At 36.3% G+C, this 26,087-nt stretch carries 20 protein-coding genes; all 20 read left to right on the top strand.

What is annotated here, in order from left to right; all coding sequences use genetic code 11:
- A partial coding sequence (lepA, locus tag P9X27_03670; protein ID MDP8253481.1) for a translation elongation factor 4 occupies positions 1 to 1,613 on the top strand: 1,613 nt, incomplete at its 5' end.
- Between the two features lie 10 nt (positions 1,614 to 1,623).
- Positions 1,624 to 2,205 carry a nitroreductase family protein gene (locus P9X27_03665; protein MDP8253480.1) on the top strand — a complete coding sequence of 194 codons (582 nt, stop codon included), beginning with the start codon at positions 1,624 to 1,626 and terminating at the stop codon, positions 2,203 to 2,205.
- Position 2,206: 1 nt separating this feature from the next.
- Positions 2,207 to 3,085: a glycosyltransferase gene (locus tag P9X27_03660; protein MDP8253479.1), complete on the top strand. Its 879-nt coding sequence runs from the start codon at positions 2,207 to 2,209 to the stop codon at positions 3,083 to 3,085.
- Positions 3,082 to 3,855, top strand: a complete 774-nt coding sequence (locus P9X27_03655) for an ABC transporter permease (GenBank protein ID MDP8253478.1) — start codon at positions 3,082 to 3,084, stop codon at positions 3,853 to 3,855. Before P9X27_03660 ends, P9X27_03655 begins: the two co-directional genes overlap by 4 nt.
- 1 nt (position 3,856) lies before the next feature.
- Positions 3,857 to 5,746 carry an ABC transporter ATP-binding protein gene (locus tag P9X27_03650; protein MDP8253477.1) on the top strand — a complete coding sequence of 630 codons (1,890 nt, stop codon included), beginning with the start codon at positions 3,857 to 3,859 and terminating at the stop codon, positions 5,744 to 5,746.
- Entirely contained in the window at positions 5,743 to 6,402 is a 660-nt protein-coding gene (locus tag P9X27_03645; protein MDP8253476.1) for a hypothetical protein, read from the top strand. Before P9X27_03650 ends, P9X27_03645 begins: the two co-directional genes overlap by 4 nt.
- Positions 6,395 to 7,162, top strand: a complete 768-nt coding sequence (locus tag P9X27_03640; GenBank protein MDP8253475.1) for a hypothetical protein — start codon at positions 6,395 to 6,397, stop codon at positions 7,160 to 7,162. Before P9X27_03645 ends, P9X27_03640 begins: the two co-directional genes overlap by 8 nt.
- The gene (locus tag P9X27_03635) at positions 7,159 to 12,918 is read left to right on the top strand and encodes a radical SAM protein (protein ID MDP8253474.1); all 5,760 of its coding nucleotides are present in this window, start codon (positions 7,159 to 7,161) and stop codon (positions 12,916 to 12,918) included. The genes P9X27_03640 and P9X27_03635 overlap by 4 nt, the downstream gene beginning before the upstream one ends.
- On the top strand, positions 12,915 to 16,850 hold the full coding sequence (locus P9X27_03630; protein MDP8253473.1) for a radical SAM protein: 3,936 nt from the start codon (positions 12,915 to 12,917) through the stop codon (positions 16,848 to 16,850). Before P9X27_03635 ends, P9X27_03630 begins: the two co-directional genes overlap by 4 nt.
- Positions 16,851 to 16,855: 5 nt before the next feature.
- Positions 16,856 to 18,037, top strand: coding sequence for a glycosyltransferase family 4 protein (locus P9X27_03625; protein ID MDP8253472.1), 1,182 nt, complete (start codon positions 16,856 to 16,858; stop codon positions 18,035 to 18,037).
- A complete protein-coding gene (locus P9X27_03620; protein MDP8253471.1) occupies positions 18,018 to 19,115 on the top strand; it encodes a glycosyltransferase family 4 protein in 1,098 nt (365 codons plus the stop codon). Before P9X27_03625 ends, P9X27_03620 begins: the two co-directional genes overlap by 20 nt.
- Positions 19,112 to 20,584: a radical SAM protein gene (locus tag P9X27_03615; GenBank protein ID MDP8253470.1), complete on the top strand. Its 1,473-nt coding sequence runs from the start codon at positions 19,112 to 19,114 to the stop codon at positions 20,582 to 20,584. The genes P9X27_03620 and P9X27_03615 overlap by 4 nt, the downstream gene beginning before the upstream one ends.
- 3 nt (positions 20,585 to 20,587) lie before the next feature.
- Positions 20,588 to 21,523 carry a glycosyltransferase family 2 protein gene (locus tag P9X27_03610; protein ID MDP8253469.1) on the top strand — a complete coding sequence of 312 codons (936 nt, stop codon included), beginning with the start codon at positions 20,588 to 20,590 and terminating at the stop codon, positions 21,521 to 21,523.
- The gene (gene panB, locus P9X27_03605) at positions 21,511 to 22,347 is read left to right on the top strand and encodes a 3-methyl-2-oxobutanoate hydroxymethyltransferase (GenBank protein MDP8253468.1); all 837 of its coding nucleotides are present in this window, start codon (positions 21,511 to 21,513) and stop codon (positions 22,345 to 22,347) included. The genes P9X27_03610 and panB overlap by 13 nt, the downstream gene beginning before the upstream one ends.
- Positions 22,348 to 22,359: 12 nt before the next feature.
- On the top strand, positions 22,360 to 23,553 hold the full coding sequence (locus tag P9X27_03600) for a YihY/virulence factor BrkB family protein (protein ID MDP8253467.1): 1,194 nt from the start codon (positions 22,360 to 22,362) through the stop codon (positions 23,551 to 23,553).
- A 29-nt stretch (positions 23,554 to 23,582) separates the two neighbouring features.
- Positions 23,583 to 23,942 (top strand): hypothetical protein, encoded by a 360-nt coding sequence (locus P9X27_03595; GenBank protein ID MDP8253466.1) that lies wholly within the window; start codon positions 23,583 to 23,585, stop codon positions 23,940 to 23,942.
- 17 nt (positions 23,943 to 23,959) lie between these two features.
- Positions 23,960 to 24,115 (top strand): hypothetical protein, encoded by a 156-nt coding sequence (locus P9X27_03590; protein MDP8253465.1) that lies wholly within the window; start codon positions 23,960 to 23,962, stop codon positions 24,113 to 24,115.
- A 29-nt stretch (positions 24,116 to 24,144) separates the two neighbouring features.
- Entirely contained in the window at positions 24,145 to 24,912 is a 768-nt protein-coding gene (locus P9X27_03585; protein MDP8253464.1) for a M48 family metalloprotease, read from the top strand.
- Between the two features lie 127 nt (positions 24,913 to 25,039).
- The gene (locus tag P9X27_03580; protein ID MDP8253463.1) at positions 25,040 to 25,741 is read left to right on the top strand and encodes a hypothetical protein; all 702 of its coding nucleotides are present in this window, start codon (positions 25,040 to 25,042) and stop codon (positions 25,739 to 25,741) included.
- Positions 25,742 to 25,802: 61 nt separating this feature from the next.
- Positions 25,803 to 26,087 (top strand): Asp-tRNA(Asn)/Glu-tRNA(Gln) amidotransferase subunit GatC, encoded by a 285-nt coding sequence (gene gatC / locus P9X27_03575; GenBank protein ID MDP8253462.1) that lies wholly within the window; start codon positions 25,803 to 25,805, stop codon positions 26,085 to 26,087.

The following is a 26,087-nucleotide window of genomic DNA, read 5'->3' as shown; positions in this document are numbered from 1 at the left end:
CGGTAAGACTTTGGTATAAATATGGTGGCGAAAATTACCAGCTGAATCTAATAGATACTCCTGGTCATGTGGATTTTACATCTGAAGTAACTAAATCAATCTCTTGTTCTGAAGCTGCACTTTTAATTATTGATGCTGCCCAAGGCGTAGAGGCTCAGACAGTAGCAAATCTTTATCATGCGCAGGAGAAAAATTTAAAGATTATACCGATAATAAATAAAATAGACCTTCCCGGGGCAAGAATTGAAGAGATTGAGCAGCAAATAGAAGATATATTGCAAATAGAAAGAGGAGATATTCTAAAGACCAGCGCTAAGGAGGGTATAGGGATAAAAGAGGTGCTGGATAGAATAGTGCGAGATGTCCCAGCTCCAATAGGAAAAGAGAAAGACCCTTTAAAAGCGATGGTTTTTGACTCTTATTTTGATGTATATAGAGGTGTTATTCTATATTTGAGAATTTTTAATGGCTCTATCAAGGTTGGGGATAGAATAAAATTATTCTTTCAAAATAGTGAATATACTGTTGAGGAAGTAGGGATATTAACTCCATATCCTGAGAAGATTGATTCTCTAGGTGTGGGAGAGGTTGGTTTCATAGCAGCAGGTATAAAATCTCCGCGGGATGTTGTATCAGGTGATACGGTAACCTCTGCTTTAAATCCTACCAAGGAGCCTCTTACTGGTTTTAGAAAAGCTAAGCCTATGGTCTATGCTGGGCTCTACCCTGTAAGCAATTCTGATTTTACTCTGCTTAGAGACGCTCTAGAGAAGCTATCTTTGACTGATTTCGCTTTAACTTTTGAACCTGAGAACTCACCTGCTCTTGGTCCAGGATTTAGATCTGGTTTTTTAGGGCTGCTGCATATGGATATAATACAAGAGAGGATAGAGAGAGAGTTCAAGATAGACATTATCATTACTACTCCCAATGTAAAATATATTATGGTCAGGAGGAACGGAGAGAAGATAGAGCTTGATACCCCAGCAAAGTTCATTAACTCTAAAGAGATAAGAATATTAGAACCTTTTGTCAAAGCCTACATCTTAATACCAACTGAGTCTATAGGTTCAGTTATGGAGCTTTCTCAGTCACGCCGCGGAATGTATAAAACTACAGAGTATTATGGCAAAGATAGGGTAGGTATAGTTTATGAGCTTCCTCTTGCTGAGATCCTCGTTGATTTTCATGATAAGATAAAATCGGCTACTCGCGGCTACGGTTCTTTAGATTATGAGTTTTTGGAATATAGAGATGTTAATTTAGTAAGAATAGACATATTGCTGAATGGTGAACTATGTGAGGCGCTCTCTGTTTTAATCGATAAAGATAAGGCTCAATACAAAGGAAGACAGCTTGTCCATCAGCTGCGTTCGGTAATTCCTAAACAGTTATTTGAAGTTGCTGTTCAGGCTGCAATAGGAGGAAAAATTGTTGCCAGAGAGACAGTGGCTCCTTTAAAAAAGAATGTCACAGGTAAATGCTATGGCGGCGATATAACAAGAAAAAGAAAATTATGGAGCAGGCAGAGTGAGGGCAAGAAGCGTATGAAAAAATTCGGTAAGGTTGATATTCCGCAAGAGGCATTCTTAGCAATGTTAAAATTGGATTAAGGAGATGGTTATGGAGATGTATGATCTTATATTAAATCGCAGGTCTGTTAGAAAGTTTAAGCAGAATAAAATCAATATTGCAACATTGAGAAAGATAGTAGATGCAGGCAGAGCTGCACCATCTGCTGCAAACCTTCAATTTATTGAATATATAATAGCAAGCGGAGAGGAGGTAGTAGCCAAGATTTTTCCTTATACCAAATGGGCTACATATATTCAGCCGGAGGATAGGCCTAACCCTAGAGAGTGCCCCAGTGTTTATATTGCTATTTTAATCAATCTCAAAAAGAGTCCTAACCCAGATTTAAGAGATGTAGGTGCAGCTGCAGAGAATATAATGCTTGCGGCCGAGAGTTTTTCACTTTCATCCTGTTGGCTTGGGGCAATAGATAAAAAAGAGCTTTCCAAAATATTTAAACTTCCTAGCAGCATAAAATTGGATTCTCTTATTGGATTAGGCTATGGTAGCGAGAGCCCTAGAATGCTGGACTCTGACAAGGATATTAAGTATTGGCGTGACAAGAAAGGGCAGCTCTTTGTTCCCAAGAGAAGCTTTGAAAAGGTAGCTCATTTTAATAGATATCTTAAATAGGATGAATGACCCTAAAGTGGTAGTGGTTATAGCAGCGTTTAACGCAGGGCAGTTTATAGGCGATTGTCTTAACTCTTTGGAGAGTCAAGACTATTCAAACCTGGATGTCTATGTGGTTGATAACAACTCTAGGGACAATACTTCAAATATAGTTCAGGAATTTAAAAGCGTGAAGCTAGTAAGAAATAAAACCAATAGAGGTGTCTGTAGTGCTAGGAACAGAGTTATAAGGAGTACCGAGTCTAAGTATCTGCTAACCTTAGACTCAGATATGATTCTCGATAAAGGTTTTATATCAACTATAGTTAGGGGGGCTGAAAATTCAAATTCCAATGTAGGTATGTGGGGCGGAACCGCTGTGAGCATGAGAGATAAAGAATCCATTGACTCTCTAGGTATTAAGTTGAGCAGGTTCTACAGGTTTTATGATGTCGGTTCTGGAGAGAATATCTCTGATTTAGAAAGGGTATGGACTAGAGGTATTCTAGGCCCCTGTGCGTGTGCCGGATTATACTTGCGTAAAATGCTGGAGAGCATAAAAATAGATTTCTGCTCCGAATTTTTTGATTCCAAAATGCATTACCTGGTTGAGGATTTCGATGTTGCTATGAGGGCTCGGAAGAAAGGCTGGGGTTTTAAATATATTAAAGATGCAACTAGTTATCACTATAGGCATGGAAGTAAGATAGCTCCTGAAGAGATACGGTATTTATCTTTCAGGAATAGATACTACCTTATTATAAAACATTTTAGCTTCAGAAACCTGCCTTATTTAATTTTATCGCTATTTTTCTATGATTTACCGCGAGTGTTTTACTTGGCAGCGTTGGATTATAAGATGATAAAGAGGTCTTTATCTGACCTAAATGCTATGCTATGAAAAAAGAGCTGATATTAAGAAACATAAAAAACCTTAAAGACTTAACCGTCCGCAATATACGCTTTAAATACGCCTCTACATTGCTGGGGATAGTTTGGGCTGGATTAATACCACTTCTTCTTATGGGCGCAATAGGTTTTGTTTTTGTCAAAGTACTTGGGGTCTCTAAGGAAAACTTTCATGTTTTTGTTCTTTCAGCTCTGCTCCCCTGGCTCTATTTTTCTAATGTTTTAGTCGAATCTACAGAGGCATTTATAAAAGATAAGTCCATTATGAATCAGTTCAACTTTTCAAAGATTATCTATCCGCTATCCATTGTTCTTTCAAATACAATTGAGCATATAATAGCCATTCTCTTCCTGCTACCTGTATTTATATTCTTCAACAAGGTTTTGATTTTTAAATTTCCATTACTGATTTTGCCGATTCTAATGGCTGCAATATTTGCAGCTGCACTGTCATTGATAGTAGCTGTAGTAAACCTATATTTCAGAGATTTTCGGCATCTGCTTGGAGTTCTCTTAATGACTCTCTTCTGGCTTACCCCCGTTTTCTATTCGCCTTATATGGTCCCTGAAAACATAAGGTTTCTGATATTTTTGAACCCTTTAACATATTTTATCGAGCTATACAGGTGTATACTTATTGTCAATTACAGTCCTTTTTTAAAAAATACCTATACATATACTTGCATTATAAGTATTGTTTTTATATTATTTGGATACCTACTATATAGAAAAACAGAGAAATATATATTGAAGAGGAATTAAGGTGAGCGACATTGTGACAGCAATAAAGATAGAAGGACTTTGTGAGTATTATAAAATAAGGTTTTCTTATCCTGACAAGTCTGTTGATAAAAAGATAAAAGCTCTTGAGGATATAAGTCTTGAAATAAAAAGAGGGGAGTCCGTAGCGTTGCTCGGTCCAAATGGAGCTGGAAAAACTACGCTACTTAAGTTGATTGCTGGGATACTTAATCCGGATTCGGGAACTATAAATGTAACTGGTAAAGTGAGAGGCATCTTTGCTCTTGAGGCAGGATTTATTCCTGATCTTACAGGATACGAGAATCTTAAGATGATTCTTAAACTCTATGAAATAAAAGACGACGCAGTCTTAAGAGATATTGCTGAATTCTCCGAGCTTGGAGATTTCATATATGCCCCCATAAAAGCCTATTCCCAAGGAATGTATTTGCGTCTAGCATTCTCCTTAGCCATACATACAGATCCGGATATTTTAATAGTAGACGATATTCTAGCAGTTGGGGATTATCATTTTCAGCTAAAATGTATAAAAAGAATAAAAGGGATTACAGGTTCTGAGAAGACAGTGATTATAGTAACTCATAACTTAGATTTGGCAGAACAACTATGTTCAAGATGTATAGTTTTAGAGAAAGGTAAAATATTTGCAGAAGGCAATATAAGTGAGATGAGAAACATATTCCTTGAGATAGAAGGGGATATCTGGGGTAGTGGTTATATTAAGAATACAGACCTTAATGTCGTATTTAATAACGGAAAGATAGTATTAAGATATAAAGGTACTCCTTTGACTGTTGATCTGGGTGGTTTCTTAAGTTTTAAAAAAGATGGAGGCGTTCTTTATTCAACAGATTTTAAATGGGATGTGGAAGAATATAAAGATAGATTAATTGCGTATGGTCTAACCAGGGAGAAGGAAGAGATATGTAAAGTAGACTTAGAGTTTAACCCTGAAGGCATAAATTATACCTTAGAATGTAAATATCCAGAACTTGAAATTAATTTTATGCTTAAGGATGCATACTTAGAAGCTCAGATAGGCAATAATTTGATTGAGCTTCCATCAGTAGAGAGGGTAGTTGCAAGGGAGTGGAAAAAGATAGCCAGTGCCGTTGCGAGCCATATGAGGCTAATACCCGATATTAGAGAGGGGTATCCTGAGATGTCTTTTATAGTTTACTCTGATAAGAAAGCAAAAATAGATCTTTTCAATCATTATTTCAACGCCCCTATGAGGATAGTGCGGATTACAACATCTCAACCTCAAGTGAATATTCGTATGGTGTTAAATCCTACTCAAGAAAAAGAAACAAACAGCAATAGTTTAAAAAATAATGTAGCTTTACGAGATTTAACTGAGTTAATAAACAATAGCTTGATCAAGTTAGGAATTATTAACATGACTTTATTTAAAAAAATAAACTTTATCTCTCATTTTCAAAAAGAAGCTTTTGAAGATTTTGAGTGTGAACTATTAAATCAATCAGATTTATCAAATTTGCAGATGATAATAAAATTTTCAAAAATTGGTGTTTCCTTACTTTTAGTAGTGAATATAAGTTCTTCGGGTTTGATTTTCAATTTTTCTTCTTTTACTCCCAGCGCTACTGTGAATCTAACAGGTGTAGGATTTATATTGGATTCAGAAGCAAGATATAGATATTATAATTCCGATATTGCTGAAGGAGTAATCGGGGAGAAAACCAGCATATTAACAACAGACTCTCTAGTGCTTTCTTCTTTAAAAGATAATGTGCCAGAATTAAAGTTTACCTTGAATAGCACTACAAGCTTGGAAATAGTAGAGGATAGCTACTACAAAGGTGCTACTAATTTAAAATTTTTACCCCACTTAAAAAACAGTGATTTTTCAATCAAAATAGCGACATGAAAAGAAACTGCATAAAAAAAGACGGCATGGAGTTGGATTTTCTTTTAGGTTACGCCACCCTAAGCTATGAAGGCATCATTTTAAGTAGAAGCCGTGGATTATATTCCAGCATTTACCACAATAACGCTTGGTATGATTCGCGTTTTGCAATATGGCAAATACTAGATTCAGATAAAAATAGTATATCTTTGTATGGAGAATGGGCAAATCTTCCTCATAGACAGAGCTGGTATTTTAAGTTCGAAGACGGTAAGTTGCATTGGTCTATAAAATGGGATAATTTGAATGATTTAATCGTAAGTATGGTTCAACAAAATTTTATGCTTATAGATTATTATACTGATTTTGTAGTAAAAGGATATGTTAAAGGTAAATTTCCAGAATATTTCTCTAATTTCAAAGGCTTGCTTTGGGATAGAGTCTGGTCTATGCCTCAACTAAAAGATAGTCAGATAACATTTAAATCTACTAATAGTTCTGTTCCAGACTTAACTTGGATATCAACTTTAACCAAAAAAGACACTTTAAATGTAATTGAAAATACAGGCTTTGAAGATTCAGCTAGAATACTTCAGTTGCTTTTTGTAAATACAGAAGATGGTTTGATTGAAGATAATTGTGCTATGTCATTAGAGAGTGTGTTGAAAATTGATTAAAAGAGTTAAAATTATTTTAAAAAAAATAACATCTTTTTTAAGAGAAAAAGGAATAATCATAACTTTTATTAAAATTTTTGATTATTTAATTTTTAAAAAAGCTGAGAAAAAAAAGAAGAAAGTAGTGCCAATCTTAATCTTTAAAGATGATATCACTGTAGTGACGAACTCAAACGGTATAGACCTGATAGTAGGGAAAAATTTTATCACAAACAACTGCGGATTCCATAGTGCTGTTAAAAATCTAGAAAAATGGCATGATTCAACGCAAGCCGAATTTAGGTTTAAAAGAGAGGGAGATTCTCTTATCGTCAAAGAGAGGTGGTGGAACTTACCTCTTAAGTGTAATTGGGTTTTTACTCTTAAAAAGAGGAGCGTTATTTGGAAAGTCACGCTTATAGTTGAGAATCACATTGTGATTGAAGAGATAAAATCAGGTTTAATTATTAACAACATCTACGATAGTTTAATTTTGGATAAGAAAAGGTTAGATTTACCTTGGGATAACTTTCAATGGCAAGAGATGTTTAAGATTAAAAGAAAAACCCCCTTAACTATAAGTATTAAAGATAGTCTTTTAAATTTCCCCGATTTAAAATTCAAAATAATTGACTCACTTTATCTTTCTAAAACAATAGTGCAAAATACAGATGATCATCTCAACGGCAGGCTGTTGCAAGCAATCATGGAAGGCGAAGTTGAATACAGGCCAGGTGAATACAGACTTTTTGAACTAGAAATATCGATTATTAAAAAATGAAAGTAGCACTACTAAATATGCCTTGGAAATGTCACGGACTCTGGGGAGTAAGAGCGGGTTCACGTTGGCCTCATTTAAGACACTCAAGTAACGAAAGAGATTATTTACCTTACCCTTTTTTCTTAGGTTATGCAGCAGCATTATTGAAAGAGAATGGATTCAACATAATACTTGTAGATGCAATAGCAGAACAGATAGAGGTAACTGATTTTATAAGAACTCTCGAGAAAGAGAAACCAGATTTGATAGTTGCTGAGACATCAACTCCTTCTTTAGGGCATGACTTATCTCTTGCTCAAAGAATAAGAAATATAGCTCCTGTAGCATTCTGCGGTCCGGAGCAAAACATACAAAGTATAGATTTTTTTAAAAAAAATGACTTTATTGATTATATCCTAATTGGAGAGTATGAGAACATACTTCTTGAGCTAGCAACTGCTTTAAGAGACAAGAAATCTCTTTCTGAAGTAAAGGGTATAATATATAGAGAGGATGGCAGGATAGTTAAAAACTGCCAAGCTGATTTAATAGAAGATCTAGATACTCTTCCTTGGCCGCAGAGAGAAGGTCTTTTTATGGAGCACTACGTTGATGCTCCCGGCGGTATGCCTCTGCCATCTGTCCAGATGTGGACATCGAGAGGCTGTCCTTTTAAATGTATATTTTGCCTTTGGCCTCACGTAATGTATCACGGTAATTCTTACAGAACACGGAATGCTTTCAAAGTAGTAGATGAGATGGAATATCTCATAAAAAAGAGTGGCTTTAAGTCTATATATATTGATGATGATACTGCAAATGTAAATAAGGTGTTTTTGATGGAAATAGCAGCTGAGATTAGAAAAAGAAAGCTGAGATTCCCTTGGGCCATTATGGCTAGAGCTGATCTTATGGATAAAGAGTTACTTTTTAGCTTACGTCAAGCAGGTTTATATAGCGTAAAGTATGGGGTTGAATCGTCTTCTCAAGAGTTAATTAACAATGCTAACAAGAATATGGATTTAAAATACACGCTTAAAATGATTGAATTAACCCACTCTTTAGGTATAAAGACCCATCTTACCTTTACTTTTGGTCTGCCTGGAGAGACAAAAAAAACAATAGAAAAAACAATAGCTTTAGCTTGCGAGTTAAATCCTTACTCGGTTCAATTCTCTTTGACCACTCCATTCCCCGGTACAAGTTATTTTAAAAGCCTTAAAGAGAAAGGGTGGAGCGAGCCATCTGATTGGAGCTATTTTGATGGACATAAAGCGTCTGTTGTAAATCTCACCGATCTCAGCTCAGATAACCTGGAAATATCTCTAGCTAATGCTTATAAAATATGGAACCAGAATAAAGTAACCTCTCTACTTAAGAAGACTAAAATCGAAGAGGTAAAATCATTTTGGAATTGTTTAAATTTATACGGTACTAAATTTGCATTACAGAAAAAGATATCTTACTTACATACAAAGCGCCAGTTAAAAAAAATTAAAGAAGATGATGGGCAACAACAGGCCAAGAACAATGCTGTATTAAAAGGTATTTTGAGCGGCCATACTATTTATAGTGGTCCTAAGATAGTAGTCATAGATATAACTAATAAATGTAATTTAAGTTGTATAGGTTGCTGGCTGTATTCACCTTACTTAAAAAATATAAATAGAAAGAGATTGGAAGAGCAGCTATCTTTAGACACTATAAGAGATATTGTTGATGAGCTACATAAGGGTGGAGTAGAAGAGATACAGATTTCAGGTGGTGGAGAGCCGTTAATGCATCCTAATTTATTGGAAATAGTTGAGTACATAAAGACTCAAAAAATACGCCTACACCTTGTGACTAACTTTACTCTTTTCAGCAAAAGGCTTATAGACGAGCTCCTTAGACTTAAGTTGGATTATATCACTATTAGTCTCTGGGCAGGAGATACAAAGACCTACCTTAAGACACACCCAGGGTCAAATCCTGACATGTTTAAGAAAATAGCTATAAATATAGAATACTTGCTTAAGAGAAGAAAAGACGATAGACCGATTGTCAAAATATATAATGTAATATCTAAGGCAAACTATTGCAATATCCCGCAAATGTTGGATTTTGCATTAGATAGAAGAGTAGACTCTCTTGAGTTTCAGTTAATGGAGCCAATAAAGGATACAACAGAACACCTGGCTATTACAAAAAAAGAGGCTCTTATCATCAATAAGATGCTTATTCAATTTAAAGATCGTAAAGATTATGTGCCAGACTTTATATCAAATGAAACCATTGAAGTTTTTGAGTCCTCTTCACATAAAAATGAGCTTAAAGATTTCGGTAGGTTTTTAAATAAGTTCAAAGAAGGATTTAGCCTTACTAACGGTGTAAGACTGGCAAGATGCCCTAGCGGAAAGTACAGCGAGAAAAGAAGAACCCGTCCACCTATAGATATAAGATGTATAATTTATTATTTTAATCAGGATATATGCAAAAAGTGTAAGTTATATCAGAAATGCTATAAAGACGATAGTAAGACACCGCTTGAAATAAACCTTTTGAGGATTTTGGGGATTGAGACTTTCCTGAGGCGTGTAGATTCGATATCCAGAGAATGTTTAAATTTAGATGGGGAGTTTGTAGATTCGTTACCTTGTTATGTAGGATGGTATTTTACAAGGATAACCACTAACGGTGATGTTGAGCCCTGCTGTAAGGCGGAAGATCTGATGCTTGGAAATATTAAAGAGAATCGCTTCCAGGATATATTCTCATCTACACCCTACAATAGGTTCCGTTATAACTGTAAGAACCTCTCTAAAAAAGATGGTTATTTCTCAGCTATAGACTGCTATAAAATCTGTGATAATCTCGGGATGAATCTAAATATCCACAAGGAGTTATTGGATAACATTAAACCCCGAAACTCTAATTATTCGGAGGTTAAATACCACAAGAAAAATATTATAATACCGGCTAAAAGTTTTAAATACGGTAATTTTAATAGAGACAGCAACTCTTTTGGTAATGAGATAGTTATAGATGGAGGGGTTGGTTTTGGGTATGCAAAGTATAATATAAAAGTTTCAACTCCCGGATTCTATGAATTCTATATTAAATATGCTTCTGAGGTGCCTAGGCCTGTCGAGCTTAGAATAGACAATGAGTACCTTAGTAAAATTGCAAAAGCTACAACAGGTGGCTGGGGGAATAAGAATCTTAAGTCTTTTAAAGAGCTTGAATATTATTTTGATGCAGGGGTTCATAGTATAGAGATATACTCCTCTCGCCATATTCCGCATATAGACAGATTTGAACTAAAGATTAAAAACAAAAAAAGAGAACAATATCTCTGTGACCCGTCAACGCTCTATAGCAAAAAAGATCCTCTAAGAATACTAAAAGAGTCGTTCAAAACACATGGAGTAAAACTCACACTAAAGAGGGTTTTAAAATTTTTAAAACCCGTAAATTTCATCAATAGTTATATGGATATCATAGGAATATTTGACTCAAGATATGCTTACAAGGGTCCTTTCCATGTTCAGATAGACCTGACTAACAATTGTAATAATGATTGTATAGGGTGCTGGTGTAATTCGCCGTTATTAGGAGAGGAAAAAATGCCTTCTGAATTAAAAAAACAGTACATACCTCTTGATACTCTCAAAAACATTTTAGACGATGTAAAAAATATGGGTGCAAAAGAGGTCTATTATTCTGGTGGCGGAGAGCCTTTTATGCATCCTGATATAATGGAAGCCTTAGAATATACAAAAAGATTGGGATTAACTTGCTATATAAATACAAATTTTACATTGCTTGATAAAGAGAAGATCGATCGCCTAATAGCAATCGGAGTTGACCATCTGACAGTAAGTATCTGGGCCGGAAGCGCAAAAACTTACTCTGATACACATCCAAATAAAAACGAAAAGACATTCTATAAAATAAAAGAGGATCTGGATTACCTTAATCGTAATAAAGGCAGAGCTCCATTAGTAAAGCTTTACGAGGTAATATCCAACATTAATTATCATGAGATAAAAGAGATGATAGACTTTGCACGCACTAGCTGCTGTGAATCTGTTGAGTTTACACTCATAGATACTATTCCAGGTAAGACCGACAAGCTCTCTTTGAATAAGGAAGAGAGGGAATATCTTTACAATACTTGTGGTGAAATAGCTAAAGAGCTAGCTTCTAACTTCGATTATAAAGGAGTCCACCTTTTTAGGTTTGATCAGTTCATGAGAAGATTGAGCGAAGACAAAGCTGTTAGAGAAGCAAAGTATGATAGAAATATAATTGATTCAATGCCTTGTTATATTGGATGGCTATTTGTCAGAATACTCCCAGACGGCAACATTAATACTTGCTTAAAATCACATAGATTTCCTATAGGTAATATCTATGAGGATAGCTTCCGTGAAATCTGGAACTCGCCTAAGCAGATATATTGCAGAGAGAAAATGCTTTGCTATAAAAAAGAAGATCCTTTTTTTAAGATTATCGGTAATGATTTAAATGCAGAAGAGGCAGGTTGTTATAAGAGTTGTGATGATATCGGACGTAATCTTCATATGCACAAGAAGATTATGTCCTTAACAAAACTGGAAACTTTTATTCTAAGATTAATAGCCAGATATAAGAAGAGGGAGAGGGAGGGAATAAGAGAGAATCTTAAGGAAATAAATCAAGCTCAGTCAAAAGATAAGGTAATAGCAGGTATTGCAACATCCAGGAAGGCTTTTCAGGGTCCGGAGCATGTCGTTATGGACCTAACCAATAGGTGTCAGCTGAGGTGTAACGGCTGCTGGCTCTACTCGCCTTACCTTAAGGAGAATAAGCCTTCATCGGAATGGTTAAATAAGGAGATCCCATTAGATAGCGCTAAAAGCTTTATAAAGGAAGCAATAGCTATGGGGCTTAAGACAATACGTTTTACAGGCGGAGGGGAGCCGTTGCTTTATAAAGGGGTCTTTGAATTAATTGAGATAGCCAAGTCAGATGGCATTAAGACTTGCATTACAAGCAATTTTTACGGTCTAGATAGAGAGAGGGTAAAAAAACTTGCAAGCTTAAACTTGGATGAACTTGCTTTGAGTATCTGGGCTCCAGACCCCAAGAGTTATGCTTTACTGCACCCTGGGGCAAAAGAAGAAGATTTTCTTAAGATAAAAGAAAATATAACTCTTTTTAATTCTATTAAAGCTAATGATACCAAGGTTACAATAGCAAATGTTATTAGTAATCAGAATTTTAAGAAAATGAAAGAGATGGTAGATTTTGCTTTAGAGACAGTGTCGGATGCTCTATATTTCACTCTTATAGATACATTAAAAGGGGAGACAGACATCCTGCTCTTAAAAGAAGAACAACTTGTGCAATTGAATTCTGACCTCAAGAGCATTATCTTTTCTCTTGGAGATAGCAGGATAGAGATAGAAAATCTCAGCGGTTTTATTGAAAGACTGAGCTTAAATAATACAGTGGGTGATTACGACAAAAAGAGGATTGATAGAATTCCATGCTATGTCGGTTGGTATTTTCTGCGTATCTTAGCAGATGGTTCTGCTGTCCCCTGCTGCAGGGGAGTAGATTATGTTATGGGTAATATCAACAGTTCATCACTCTCTGATATCTGGTATTCCAAGGAGTATAATGGTTTTAGGCATCGGGCAAAGAACTTCAAAAAAGATCACCCTTTCTTTGAGAAGATGGGCTGCTATAAAGAATGTGATAATTTCATGCATAACGAACAGATCCATGAAAGGGTAAATAAGGATAGATGAAGACAGCTGCTTTTCCTAAATATCTTATGATCCAAACAGTTTCAGGCTGCAATGGGAGTTGTTATTTTTGCCCCCACTCTTATCTTGAAGAGAGAACAAAATCTCAGCAGATGGACTTTAAGATCTTTAAAAAGATAATCGATGAGTGTAAAGACCATAAAGATCTGAAAGTGGTAATGCCTTATTTAATGAACGAGCCTTTACTTGATAGGGAGATAGACAAGAAGATAGCCTATATCAAAAAGAGGCTGCCTCAGAGTTTAGTCCATATCTTAACCAACGGCAGTCTTCTGGATGAAAATATGGGTGCTAAACTTATTGAGAGCGGTATAGATTGGGTAGGATTTAGCCTGCATGGAATAACTGAAAATACCATTAAGGAGACCATGGGGTTGGATTCAGAAAAGGTCTTAAATAATATATCTAATTTCATGAAGATTGCCCAAAGAGATAAAAAAGATATAGCTGATTTTATAATGCTTACTCTTATAAAAAATGAGAGATTGCCAGAAGAGGAATTTGAAGATGCAGTCAGTTTTTGGAAGAGAAAAGGTATTAAAAGAATAAGCAGCTATTCTCATCCTATATCTAGAGCTGGAAATGTCCCTTTGTTAGATAAGGTAAGAAATGAGGGGCTATATGGCTGCAACTCTATTTGGGTTGATGAGATGATGCATGTTCTTTCAAATGGGGATGTGGTTCTCTGCTGCATGGATTGGAATAGAGATGTTCTACTGGGTAATATTGAAAAAGACTCTCTTTACAATATTTGGCACTCAAAAAAATATAATAACTTAAGAGACCAGATAAACGGTAAGGTGCCGGCAGAAAAAAAACTGATCTGCCTTAAGTGTGAATGTGCCCAGACAGAATCCAAGAGGGAGAATAATAGTATAACCTTAATTATTCCTCCACCCTGGGGAGTTGAAAGGCCTCCGGTCGGACTGGCTGTAATAGCTGAGGTATTGAGAGTATCTGGTTATAGAGTAAAGATTATGGACTTAAATCTTAAGATCTATAGCTCTGTAAATGAGGATGATAAAAAATATTGGGGAATGGATTGTTCTCTTTACTTTAGAGATAAAAAATTCATCGACTCTCTAATGGAGAAGTATGCTGATCTATTCTCTGAAATAGAGAATGATTTAAAGAACGACGATTCAGGCATAGCTGCATTCTCAGTACCCACAAATTCGATGTACCTAATGCTTAAGTGGATGATTGAGAAAATAAAATATAGCCAACCTCAGAAGAAAATAGTATTGGGTGGTATTTCGGTTACAGTCAAAGAGCAGAGAGACGAGTTTTTTGAGATGCTAGGCAACTTTAATTTGATAGATGCAGTGGTTCTTGGAGAAGGCGAAGATACCATCTTAAAACTTGCTCATAAATTATCCAATAATAGACCTATAGTCGATGTTGAAAATACTGTCATAGTTCAAGGCGGCAACTTCATAGAGACAGGGCCTGGTAATGTAGATAATTTAGATAGGATTCCTTTTCCTAAGTATGAAGGGTTTTTGCTTAAAGAGTATACAGAGAATAACAGTATCTCCTTAGAGCTCTCTCGGGGCTGTATAGGCAGATGTAGTTTCTGCAGTTTTAAAATATTGAGCTCTTCTTATAAGAGAAAATCTCCTCAAAGAGTAATAGCTGAGCTTAAATACTATAAGAAAGAGTTAAAAAAAGAGTACTTCTCTATTGTAGATTCATCGATAAATTCTGACTTAAAATGGTTAGAAAAATTATCTGAATTGATAATAAAAGAGGCTCTTGATCTAAAGCTTGCAGCCCTTGCAATACCGCGAGGAGATATGAGCCTAGACTTGCTTAAAAAGATGAAAAGAGCAGGTTTTTATAGGTTAGAGTACGGAGTGGAGAGCGGCTCTAGTAGAATACTTAAGCTTATGGGGAAGACATTCTTAGCCGAAGATGCAAGAAGAGCTCTCTCTTTAACAAAGAGAGCAAACATTCAAAATGTACTCTATTTTATTGTTGGGTTTCCAACTGAGAGCGATGATGATTTCCAAGAGACGCTTGATTTTATAAGGTTGAATAAAGCGAACATAGATTACGTTAAATCTGTAAATCCTCTCTTCTTAATGGCTGGCTCAGAGATATTCGCAAACCCTGAAAAGTTCAATATCAGCTTGCCTAGCGAAAGTCCTGATGTTAAATGGTTTATAGGGAGAGGGAATGACTTTGATTTTAGGATGAAGAGGGTTAAAAGAGTGCATGAACTCTTAAGAGAACTTAATATTCCTTATACCACTGGAGCAACGGCTCTGCCGGATAAAAGCATTCAGGTCAAGAAGAAGGACGTAGCTCTTATTACAACAGCTCCTTGGGGTGTTAACAATCCGCCCTTAGCGCTTGGATATTTGTCAGACTATCTTAAAAAAAACAACTACGACCCCGCTGTATTTGATTTTAACATTGAATTTTACAATTCTATAGATCAAGAACTGCAGCATCTCTGGCATGTTGAGAACAAGAACTTCTGGAGAGATGAAGAATGGTTTAATCTTATCTTAAAAATCTTTGATAGAGATATAGATCTAACCGTAAACAAAATACTAGAGAGCGGAGCTAAGATCATAGGGTTCTCTGTAGTAGACCCCAAAGAACGGCTGACAATAGAATTTATAAAGAGAATAAAGGCAAAGGATAGCTCAAAAAATATCATCTTAGGTGGTCCTGCCACATTGACAGCACATTCAAGAAATATATTTATAGACAACATTGCAGAGCATATAGATTTTTTTGTTGTTGGAGAAGGAGAAGAGACACTCCTTGAGATAATGAAAGACGAGAATTGCAATGATATCCCTGGAGCAATAAGAGTGACTGATGGTAAACCAGGAAGATTAAAAGAGAGAGAGGTAATAAAAGATTTAGATAGCATATCCTATCCTAGCTATGAAGATTTTGATCTGAATCTTTATCCGGGGAAATCTCTTATTTTGGAGTGGTCTAGAGGCTGCGTAGGAAATTGTGCTTTCTGCATCAATCATGAGCTTATAAAAGGCTACCGTTCGCGCTCTGCAGAGCATATATTCCAAGAGTTAAAATACCACAAAGATATCAATGGTATAAGTAATTTTACGGTCTGTGATCCGCTCTTAAATGGAAAACCTCAAATCTTAGAGCAGCTTTGCAATAAGATCATAGAGGATGGACTTAAAATAGAGTGGACAGGCGAAGCTATGCCTAGAAAGGATATGGAGATTACCCTTCTTGAAAAGATGAAAGAAGCTGGGTGTGTAAAGCTCCAGATTGGACTAGAGAGCGGCTCTGATAAAGTCTTAAAGAGAATGCGTAAGTCATATGATGTTAAGACAGCTGAAGATTTCTTGAGAAAAGCATCTCTTGCAGGCATGGAGACAGAGCTCTTTGTCATGATAGGTTTTCCATCTGAAGATGAGGCTGAATTTCAGAAAACAGCAGATTTCCTCAGACGCAACAGAGAGTATATTAATACTCTTAAGTCGATTAATACTCTTCACCTTATAGCCGGTACGGATTTATATAAAAATTACTCTGAGTTTAAAATAAATTCTTTACCCGATGATAACTGGCACTATCTCTGGGAAACAGAAGATGGTAATAATTATACTTTAAGAAGAGAGAGGGGAGAGTCTCTCTTGAAGCTGGCAGAAGAGCTGGGTTTTAAGGTTATGGAGACAAACCTAGATGAGGGCAAGCAGCAGAAAGAGGATAAAGTCGACATCTCTAGACTGGAGGTTCTTGTAAACAGGATTCAACACCTTCCTAAGCAGAGAAAAGATTTCTCAGGAGAGGCTTTAATTCCAAGAAAACGAATCTTAAAGTTGCCTTATCTGATTTTGATAATAGTTCTAACTTTGGCAGCAGAGACATATCTTTGGATTTTAAAAAAGATAAGGAGAATAATAATCTTCCCCGGAAGCTGATATATATGAAGATATTAATGCTGCACCCGCATGACATTTTCCATTTAAGTGAACCCTGGACGATAAGAATAAAGGCTATAGCTAAAGAGTTCAAGAAGAGCGGCCATGAAATAAGAATAGCCTATTTCCCGCTTAGCCATAAAGACCTTAAGAGCTCACCGTTTAGCCATAATAACATCAGCATAATAACTTTAGACAGAAGGAGGGGGTTGGGGATATTTTTTAAAAATATCAAGAGGCTTATAGATGAAGTTGAATGGGCAGATATTGTTCATTTCCAAAAATGTTTTCACTATTGCTCTATCCCAGCTGTAATAGCAGCCTGGATAAAAAATAAACCCTTACATTATGATTGGGACGATTGGGAAACAAAAATATATTTTTACGGAAGACCGGCCTCTCCAGTTATAGGACTGTATATCTGGATGCTTGAAAGAGCGCTGCCAAAGTTTGTGGACTCTATCTCTCTCTCTAGTCAAAGACTTGCCCAGCTTGCAACAGATGGTTACTCTGTATCCAAAAAGAGGATTACAGCTGCTCCCGTAGGAGCGGACCCAGAAGAGTTTAAGCCTGAGAATTCAGGAGAAGAGACCAGAAGAGAGTATCGTATTGATGGGCCCATAGTCTTATATCTTGGTCAATTGCATGGTGCCCAATATGCTGAACTATTGATTCATGCTGCAAAGCTTGTTATTCAGTGGCATCCGACAACGATGTTCTTTATTGTTGGAGGAGGCTATAGATTAGAAGAGCTTAAAAACATGGCAAGAGAGTTTGGGCTCTCAGATAGGATCATATTTACTGACTCTCTTCCTCATAACCAAATGAAAAGATATATAGCAGCAGCCGATGCCTGCGTAGGTTGTTTTGCTAAAAATGATATCACAATATGTAAGAGCCCTTTAAAGCTTGCCGAATATCTCTCTTCAGGTAAGGCTATAGTTGCCAGCAATGTGGGTGAGGTTAGAAATATGATCGGAGGGGTTGGTGTATTAGTAGAGCCCGGTAACCATATTATCTTAGCAGGCGGAATAAGTGAGCTTCTCTCTAGGCCGGATCTAAGAGCAAAGATGGGTGTCCTAGCAAGAAGAAGGGCTCTTGAGAGATACAATTGGAGCTGGAGTGCAGATAATATTATAAATATATACAGAAGAGTCCTTAAGGGTTATGAGCTTAAAAGACTATGAGCTGGTATTTATAACAAGAGAATCTCCCAATCTCCCTGGAGCAAAGTATAGAGCTTATAATTTCACAAAGATATTAAAAGAGAACGGATATAGGGCCGATGTTCTATCCTACGCTGCAGATCTTGGAGCTTATTCAGGCATCTTAGAGCAGTATCTCTCAATAATCGATAAGATAAGTTATAATTTAAAGGCTTACCTCAGGTTTAAACAATATAGATGTCCTCTCTTTGTAATTCAGCGTTTTAATTATCACTCCCTAGCTCCGCTGCTATTTTGCCTTAAAAATAGGATAAAATTTATATACGATATAGATGACTGGGAGTTTAGGGAGAATATCGATTATTTTAAGGGTATATTCCCAAGGTCAAAAGCAGAATTTCTATTCAGAAAGACAGCAAGAAAGGCGGCTCTTTGTATAAGCGGAAGCCATTATCTACAAGACTATATAACTACTATTACACCAAAAAGCTATTATCTTGCTCCAGGAATAGATATTGAACTGTTTAAACCTACAACAGAGAAGACTGCCTTATCTAAGACTTTAGCCTGGGTGGGAACAATGTTCAGAGAGGAAGATTATATCAACCTAAAGTATCTCTTTAAGATAATGAAAGATTTACCTGATCTTACACTTGAGGTGGTAGGAGACGGTCACTACAAGAGTAGGATTACAGCAGAATCTAAGAGATTAGAGCTTAGAAATATTATCTACAGAGGCTGGATAGAGGGTTCCATGATTCCTAAGTACCTTGAAAATATAAGCCTAGGGTTGTTCCCCCTTAAGGTGAAGAGTAGATTTACAGAGGCTAAATTTCCGGTAAAAATAATAGAGTTTATGAGTAAAGGTATACCTGTTATTGCAACATCGTTTGGTGAGGTTAAAAGCATAATCAAAGACGGAGAGAACGGCTTACTTGCTAAAGATGAGAATGATTTTAAATATAAGATAGAGATGATATTAGAAGATAGTGAACTTTATTCTCGGATCTCAAGATCAGCCAGAGAGAGTGTGGTGTTAAATTATTCTGATCGCAGGCAGACTCAAAAGCTAATATCAATATTAGATAGAGAGCTATGAGTAAAAAGATAGTGCTTATGAACTCCGTGGGTAAAGATGATCTAGGGCGCTTTATAATACACTCTCCTTCTAGATGGTCTGAAGGAGTAAAAGAACTATCGTCTTGGTTTAACTATTATCCTTGGGAGCTTGCTTATGCAGCTGCCTTACTTAAGAAGAGCACCCCTTATAAAATCAAGCTCATAGACCCTTGCCTTAAGAGGTGGAACAAGGAAGAGACTTTGAGTAATATCTTAGAAGAGAATCCGGACTGGCTAATAATAGAGAGTGCTACGCGGACAATATCTGAGAATCTTTGGGTTGGAAAGAGCTTAAAGAAGATGATTCAGACTAAGATAGTATTTGTTGGCCAACATGCTACAGCTTTTCCCCAAGATCTCATCTCTAAAGGTGTAGACTATGTAGCTATTGGAGAGTATGAAGAGACATTACTTGAGTTCTTAGTAGCTGAAGATAGTTCTATAGCCGGACTCTATCCGAATCAACGCAGACTATTGATGGATATAGCAAAGCTGCCTTGGCCAGAAGATGAAGATGTAAAGAGGATTGAATACGGCAGCCCCGGTGAGCCAAGTTCGGAATATCTTGAGATTCAGGCCTATGCCAGCCGCGGCTGCTATGGAAACTGCTCTTTCTGTGTCGCAAGAAATATGTATTACAACCAGCCTAAACAAAGGTTTCGCGAAGTAGGTGACATTATATCTGAGATAGAGTATTTAAAAAATAGCTATCCCCAGCTTGAGGGCATTTTTTTTGATGAAGAGTCTCATAATTCAAGCAAAAACTTTACTAAAAAGCTAATGTCAGCGATTATAAGTTCAGGATTAAATAACTTAAAATACGAAGCTATGTGCGATTTGAGATTCTTAGATAGAGAGAGCATGGATCATATGAAAGCAGCAGGGTATTACAAGGTTCGCTTCGGAATAGAGACAGCTTCTGAAGAATTGGCCTCATCGATAGCTAAACCTGTCTCAATCAATGAGGTACTTACTACTTTAAGCTACGCTAAAGAGATAGAGCTGAAGACCTACACTACTTTTATGCTTGGATTGCCTGGTTCAAATATTAAAAAAGATGGCCAGACAATAGACTTTATATCTCATATTATAAAACAGGATTTGGTGGATAATGTGCAGATATCTCTGGCTACGCCTCAACCGGGTACCCCCTTCTATGATTGGGCAAAAGAGAGAGGTTTTATTACAGATAACGATCCTCACTCTTTTGACGGAGGAGGCCCAGCTATCTTAAACTATCCCGATTACGGAAAAAAAGAGATAGAAAGATCATTAAAAATGGCTATTGCAAAAAGAGACCATCTTTTCTTTATAAATAAAATGAGAGAGCACCCGCTTGATTTTGTAGCTAAACGTTATAAACGTTATGGCTTGAAGCTCTTGATTGAGAAACTGTTAAGGCGTATTAAAACAGAACTCTCTTACTTTAAACTCTTTAAAGCAAGATAATCTATGAAAAAATCTATCTCAGTTATAGTGGTAAATTACAACAGAAAAGAGTATCTCTACTACTGTCTTAAATCAGTTTTAAATCAAAGTTATAGCAATATTGAGATTATAGTTATAGATAATGATTCCTCTGACGGTTCTATTGAGATGGTCGAACAAGAATTTCCAGAAGCAAAGATAGTTAAAAACCGAGAGAACATGTTTCTAGCAACTCCTTACAATCAGGGCATAAGGCTTGCTAATGCTGATCTTATACTCTGTATGAATAATGATGTTATCTTAGGTAGAGATTATATTAAAGAAGTGACTTCAGTCTTTCAAAAGGATAAGCGTATAGGCTCTGCAACTGGCAAACTTATAAACCCGACCACAAGACTTATAGACTCAACAGGTCAGATATTAACACGTACTAGACGCGGCTATGAGAGAGGTTATAAAGAAAAAGACTCTAACAACTATAGTGAAGGATATGTTTGGGGAGTGGGAGGAGCAGTTGCTTGTTACAGAAGAGAGATGCTAGAGGATATAGAGATAGAGAATGAATATTTTGACCAGACTTACAAGGCCTACTTGGAAGATTTAGATCTAAATTGGAGAGGTAAGAACAGGGGCTGGAGATCGTATTTTAAGCCCAGTGCTATTGCTTTTCACTATCGGGGAGTGACAGGCTGGAGAAAAAAATCCCGCTTTGGGTTTTTAAACCTCAATGATGACTTAAAGGTGCAGTATCTAAAGAATAGGTATGCAACGTTGATAAAGAATGAGACTCTGGGTGATTACATGAAGCACCTGCCTTGCGTCTTGCTCTACGATAGCTATCTTCTGATTCTCTTGATTTCAATTAACCCCTTATGTATACTATACCTCATAAAAGATATCTCCTGGCTTAAGAATGCCCTTAAAAAAAGGAGGATCATAAAAGAGAGATGGCTAAATTAACTATACCTCAGATAAAAGAGAAAAAAGAGCGCAGAGAGAAGATCACAATGCTCACAGCCTATGATTATCCAACTGCGAGGCTGATAGAGAAAGCAGGGATTGACATTGTTTTAGTAGGGGACTCTCTCGGTAATGTGGTATTGGGGTACGATTCAACGCTTCCTGTCACAATGGATGAGATGCTGCATCACACAAAAGCAGTTCGAAGAGGAGCAAAGAACATTTTCTTGATAGCCGATATGCCTTTTATGTCTTATCAAACCTCAAATGAAGAAGCGTTGCGTAATGGAGGAAGGTTTATTAAAGAATCAGGAGCTGATGCCGTAAAACTGGAAGGTGCAGAGGCAGTAAGAGACAGAATAGAGGCTCTAGTTAAAGCCGGGATACCTGTTTTAGGCCACATTGGTCTGACTCCTCAGACAGCCGTTGTTTTAGGAGGTTATAAGGTTCAAGGTAGAGAACCATCTTCAGCAGAGAAAATATATAAAGATAGCCTGCTTCTGGACAAGCTGGGCTGCTTTGCAATTATCCTAGAGTGTATTCCCCAGCAGTTGGCAGAGATAATAACAGAGGCTGTTTCAGTCCCTACTATAGGCATTGGAGCAGGCAAGCATTGCGATGGTCAAGTTCTGGTAATACACGACATGCTTGGAATAGGAGAAGATGTAAAGAGGAAATTTGTAAAAGAGTATCTTAATTTAGAAGAGGAGATATTGGGGGCATTAAAGAGTTTTAGTTCAGATGTTTTAAATGGTTCTTTTCCATCTCAAGAGAACTCATTCAATGTTGATAAAAATATTCTGGAAAAAATTAAAAAAATATAGAAGTAAAGGGTTATGATTAAAAGAATAAAAGAAGCTTTAAAGACTTTTTTTCTCTTCTTAAAGAGCGTAGTCTATAATTTTAATCAGGATAAATGTAAACTACATGCAGCAGCGCTATCTTTTATCACTATTCTCACATTAATACCTTTTTTAGCCTTAATATTTGCGATATCAAAAGGGTTGGGTATCCAGAACTACTTCCAGGATATCGTTATCCATAAGATTGCTCTAGGAAAACAGGATATCTTTCTTAAAATTTTACAATATATAGAGAATACAAATCTTAAGAACCTTGGAACTGTAGGTATTGTCGTCTTGCTTCTTGCTATGGTAAGGCTCTTAGGTTCAATAGAGGAAGTATTTAACGCTGTATGGAACGTAGATTCTGCTCGCAGGATAACAAGAAAAATATCTGATTACTTAACAATCGTAGTGCTCTGCCCGATATTTGTATTTGTAACTTTTACATTTACAGCAAGCTTGAGCTCTAATGCTCTTATTCAAAGCCTGCTTCAGAACGATTTATTGAACAACGTTTACTTGAACTTCATCAGGTTCTTACCTTTTATAAGTATCTGGATGGCACTATCAATATTCTATATGTTTATGCCAAATATTAAAGTAAACCTGACCTCAGGAGTAATATCTGGAATAATAGCGGGTACAATATGGCAGATATTTCAATGGGCCTATATTCAGTTTCAAATAGGAATTACAAAATATAATGCAATCTATGGGACCTTTGCTAGTGTTCCAATATTTATTGTTTGGATATATTTTAGTTGGGTGGTAATACTCTATGGGGCAGAGTTGGGTTTTGTGTTTCAGAACCGAAAGAATCTTAAAGATATTTCTGGAAAAGATGAAGATTCATTGCTTGAATTTAATGAGCTCTATAATTTCCTTAAATTTATCGTTCAGAGGTTTCAAGACGGTAAGTTCCCTCTTGACTATGAGATTATCCTTTCAGAATTTAATCTTCAAAAGAGCAAGATAGTAAGACTGATAAACTATTTAGAACAACATAAGATATTAAAAAAGAAAGAGAATGAGCTCTATTTTATAAAAAATCCCTGTAATATAAAATTGACCGAGGTATTTCTGCCTCAAGAGATTCACTCAGATAGCAAACAAGCTACCCAGATAATGCAAGGTATCTTAAACAGGGAAGAGCTCCAAAAACATACTCTTACGGATATTATTTAAGGATATCTTTATTTAAAAAGGAGCAGGCTATGAAGAGAAAATCTTTAATTTTAATGGTGTTGGTTCTATTTTTAACAATAAGCACCGTGCTTTACGGCTCCGACTTTGATAATGTTTTAAAAGGGGTCTTCTCAGCTGTATCAGAGCCAACCAAAACCTATACTTTCAGTGCGGGTGAGAAAATATTATCCAATATGGGTGAGGATCTCTATTATTCTGGTTATGAGTATTCAGGTAATAGAAAAACATTGCTGCTTACGTGTTTAGAAGGGGGTAATGCTATATTGATGAAATTTCCAGAACCAGATCTAATAACTGTCCGGGGTATGAGATTCAAGATAATCGAGTTCAATAACCAGCAGCTTAAAATAGAAAAAGTATACCGCTAAGAAGGGAGGATAATTTTATGGGATTCAAGGACTTTCCTGACATGATGAAGCTTGCTCAAGAGGCCAAAAATGTTCAAAGAGAGCAAGAAGAGGGGCAGAAAAAGCAGATTGAGGCATTAGGTAGAATAGAGCAGATACTGGCAGAGATACTCCTAGAATTAAGAAAAAAATGACACTCTGTTTCAAGAGAACCTTCCTTCTATTGGGATTCTTATTATTATTATTCACATCAGGCTGCACTAGAGTAAATTACAATATACTTACCGGCAAAGAAAATCTTAATTTTATCTCGGAAGAGAAAGAAATTAAGCTGGGTAAAAAGATTTCTCTGCGGGTTGAAGAAGAGTTTGAAATAATGAAAGACCCCCGCTTAAAAGATGTTGTTAATAAGATAGGTTATAAACTTGTCGAACATTGTGACCGAAAAGGACTGGTATATTATTTTAATGTAATAGATGAAGAAGAAAGTAATCATGATGAAGGATCTTCTGATAAAGGCCCTAATGCTTTTGCATTGCCGGGAGGCTATATTTATATCAACAAAGTTCTTATTGATATGCTGGAAGGAGAAGATGAAGTAGCTGCAGTACTTGCTCATGAGCTATCACATATTGTTTTAAGGCACAACATTCTTAAACTTCAGGAAGCAATAGGCACTCAGGCTTTATTTATAATGATGGGTACAAGTTCACCTGATGCACGTACTGCTAAAAACAGTCAAGTTGCCATGATACTGCTGCTCCTTGCTTATAGCAAAGAGAGAGAGTTTGAGGCAGATAGATTGGCTTTAAAATATCTCCAGGAAGCCGGTTTTAACCCTCAAGGAATGATATCGCTATTAAAAAAAATACAAAAATTTCAATTTGATTCACCAATTAAAAGATACTATCTAAAAACACACCCTTATTTAGATGAAAGAATCGAACAAGTTCAAAGAGAACTTAAGATATATAATAATATCCTGCATTAAATATCTATATTTGCTTTTTAAAAAATAGCACCTGCAGTAATATTTAGTTTAAATTATGGTATGCTTACTGTAACGGGGTGTAATAATGTGGAAAAAAAATATTTTTATAACCATAGTGTTGTTATCTATGTGTTCCAACGCTTTTGCACGTAGAGTAAAAGATGTATCATCAGTCCTCGATGTTTTTAATCCCAAAATAAATTTACTTTATGAATTATTGAAATATAGTGTTGGCGCACATGGGCTGATAGCGACAGAGCAATCGGGCATGCGTGAAATTCCTATACCCGCTGTTATTACAGATGAACATCAGGGCTTAGTTCTTTGGCTGCAAGAACAAGGATTAAAAAATGTCGTTGTCATCAACTTAGATGCTCACAGAGACTATAGAGATACTACTGAGACCTACCAAGACACCACTGATCTTCACTCTGGAAACTGGGTTAGACTGGGAAAGGAACAAGAGTGCATAAGTGATGCCTATTGGCTTGTTCCTCCCTGGGTTGAAGTCACACCTTATAGAAAGGATATTGCAGCTCATATTTCAAGCCTTAATGAAGTGCCTTGGGATCAATATAAAGGAGAGACTATTGTTGTCAGTATTGATTTAGACTCTTTTTCAAACAGATTAGCCCCTCGCCATAGAATTCCTTTAGACCAAGTAGTAAGCTATTTAAATGAAATGGCTGAACTGCTGATAGAAAATGATGTAAAACCTATATTCCACATTACTCCTTCACCTATCTTTACTTATGCTGAGGATGTTCCACTTCTACAAGAGGCTATTTTCAATGCCTTCTCTTTGGTATATGCGCATTCTGAAGACTGACAGCTCTATGTTTTAAAATACTATTCTTGATTTTTTTACCCCCCTGTGATATACAAGTGCTATGCAAATTTCTAAAGATATTGTAGCTCATACAGCTTATCTGGCCCGATTATATTTAAGTGATGAAGAGATAGAGCAGTACTTGCAGCAGATAGAGAATATACTGAGCTATATTGATAAATTAAAAGAACTAGACGTTAAAGATGTAGAGCCTACCTTCCACGTCTTAGAGCTTAAAAATATGCTGCGTAAAGACATTGAGAAGCCGTCGCTTTCAGTAGAAGAGGTACTTCAAAACGCCCCGGATAGAGAAGGTAATTTTTTCTCAGTACCCAAAGTCTATTAA

This window comes from Candidatus Kaelpia aquatica (genome assembly GCA_030765335.1).
GTDB classification, from domain to species: Bacteria; Omnitrophota; Gorgyraeia; order Kaelpiales; family Kaelpiaceae; genus Kaelpia; species Kaelpia aquatica.
This window is presented reverse-complemented; position numbering and strand designations above follow the sequence as displayed.

Bases quoted from the DNA above. Each gene is read 5' to 3' on its own strand.
- P9X27_03665 (MDP8253480.1), top strand. From the start codon at position 1,624: ATGGAGATGTATGATCTTATATTAAATCGCAGGTCTGTTAGAAAGTTT.
- P9X27_03660 (MDP8253479.1), top strand. From the start codon at position 2,207: ATGAATGACCCTAAAGTGGTAGTGGTTATAGCAGCGTTTAACGCAGGG.
- P9X27_03655 (MDP8253478.1), top strand. From the start codon at position 3,082: ATGAAAAAAGAGCTGATATTAAGAAACATAAAAAACCTTAAAGACTTA.
- P9X27_03645 (MDP8253476.1), top strand. From the start codon at position 5,743: ATGAAAAGAAACTGCATAAAAAAAGACGGCATGGAGTTGGATTTTCTT.
- P9X27_03635 (MDP8253474.1), top strand. From the start codon at position 7,159: ATGAAAGTAGCACTACTAAATATGCCTTGGAAATGTCACGGACTCTGG.
- P9X27_03630 (MDP8253473.1), top strand. From the start codon at position 12,915: ATGAAGACAGCTGCTTTTCCTAAATATCTTATGATCCAAACAGTTTCA.
- P9X27_03625 (MDP8253472.1), top strand. From the start codon at position 16,856: ATGAAGATATTAATGCTGCACCCGCATGACATTTTCCATTTAAGTGAA.
- P9X27_03620 (MDP8253471.1), top strand. From the start codon at position 18,018: ATGAGCTTAAAAGACTATGAGCTGGTATTTATAACAAGAGAATCTCCC.
- P9X27_03615 (MDP8253470.1), top strand. From the start codon at position 19,112: ATGAGTAAAAAGATAGTGCTTATGAACTCCGTGGGTAAAGATGATCTA.
- P9X27_03610 (MDP8253469.1), top strand. From the start codon at position 20,588: ATGAAAAAATCTATCTCAGTTATAGTGGTAAATTACAACAGAAAAGAG.
- panB (MDP8253468.1), top strand. From the start codon at position 21,511: ATGGCTAAATTAACTATACCTCAGATAAAAGAGAAAAAAGAGCGCAGA.
- P9X27_03600 (MDP8253467.1), top strand. From the start codon at position 22,360: ATGATTAAAAGAATAAAAGAAGCTTTAAAGACTTTTTTTCTCTTCTTA.
- P9X27_03595 (MDP8253466.1), top strand. From the start codon at position 23,583: ATGAAGAGAAAATCTTTAATTTTAATGGTGTTGGTTCTATTTTTAACA.
- P9X27_03590 (MDP8253465.1), top strand. From the start codon at position 23,960: ATGGGATTCAAGGACTTTCCTGACATGATGAAGCTTGCTCAAGAGGCC.
- P9X27_03580 (MDP8253463.1), top strand. From the start codon at position 25,040: ATGTGTTCCAACGCTTTTGCACGTAGAGTAAAAGATGTATCATCAGTC.
- gatC (MDP8253462.1), top strand. From the start codon at position 25,803: ATGCAAATTTCTAAAGATATTGTAGCTCATACAGCTTATCTGGCCCGA.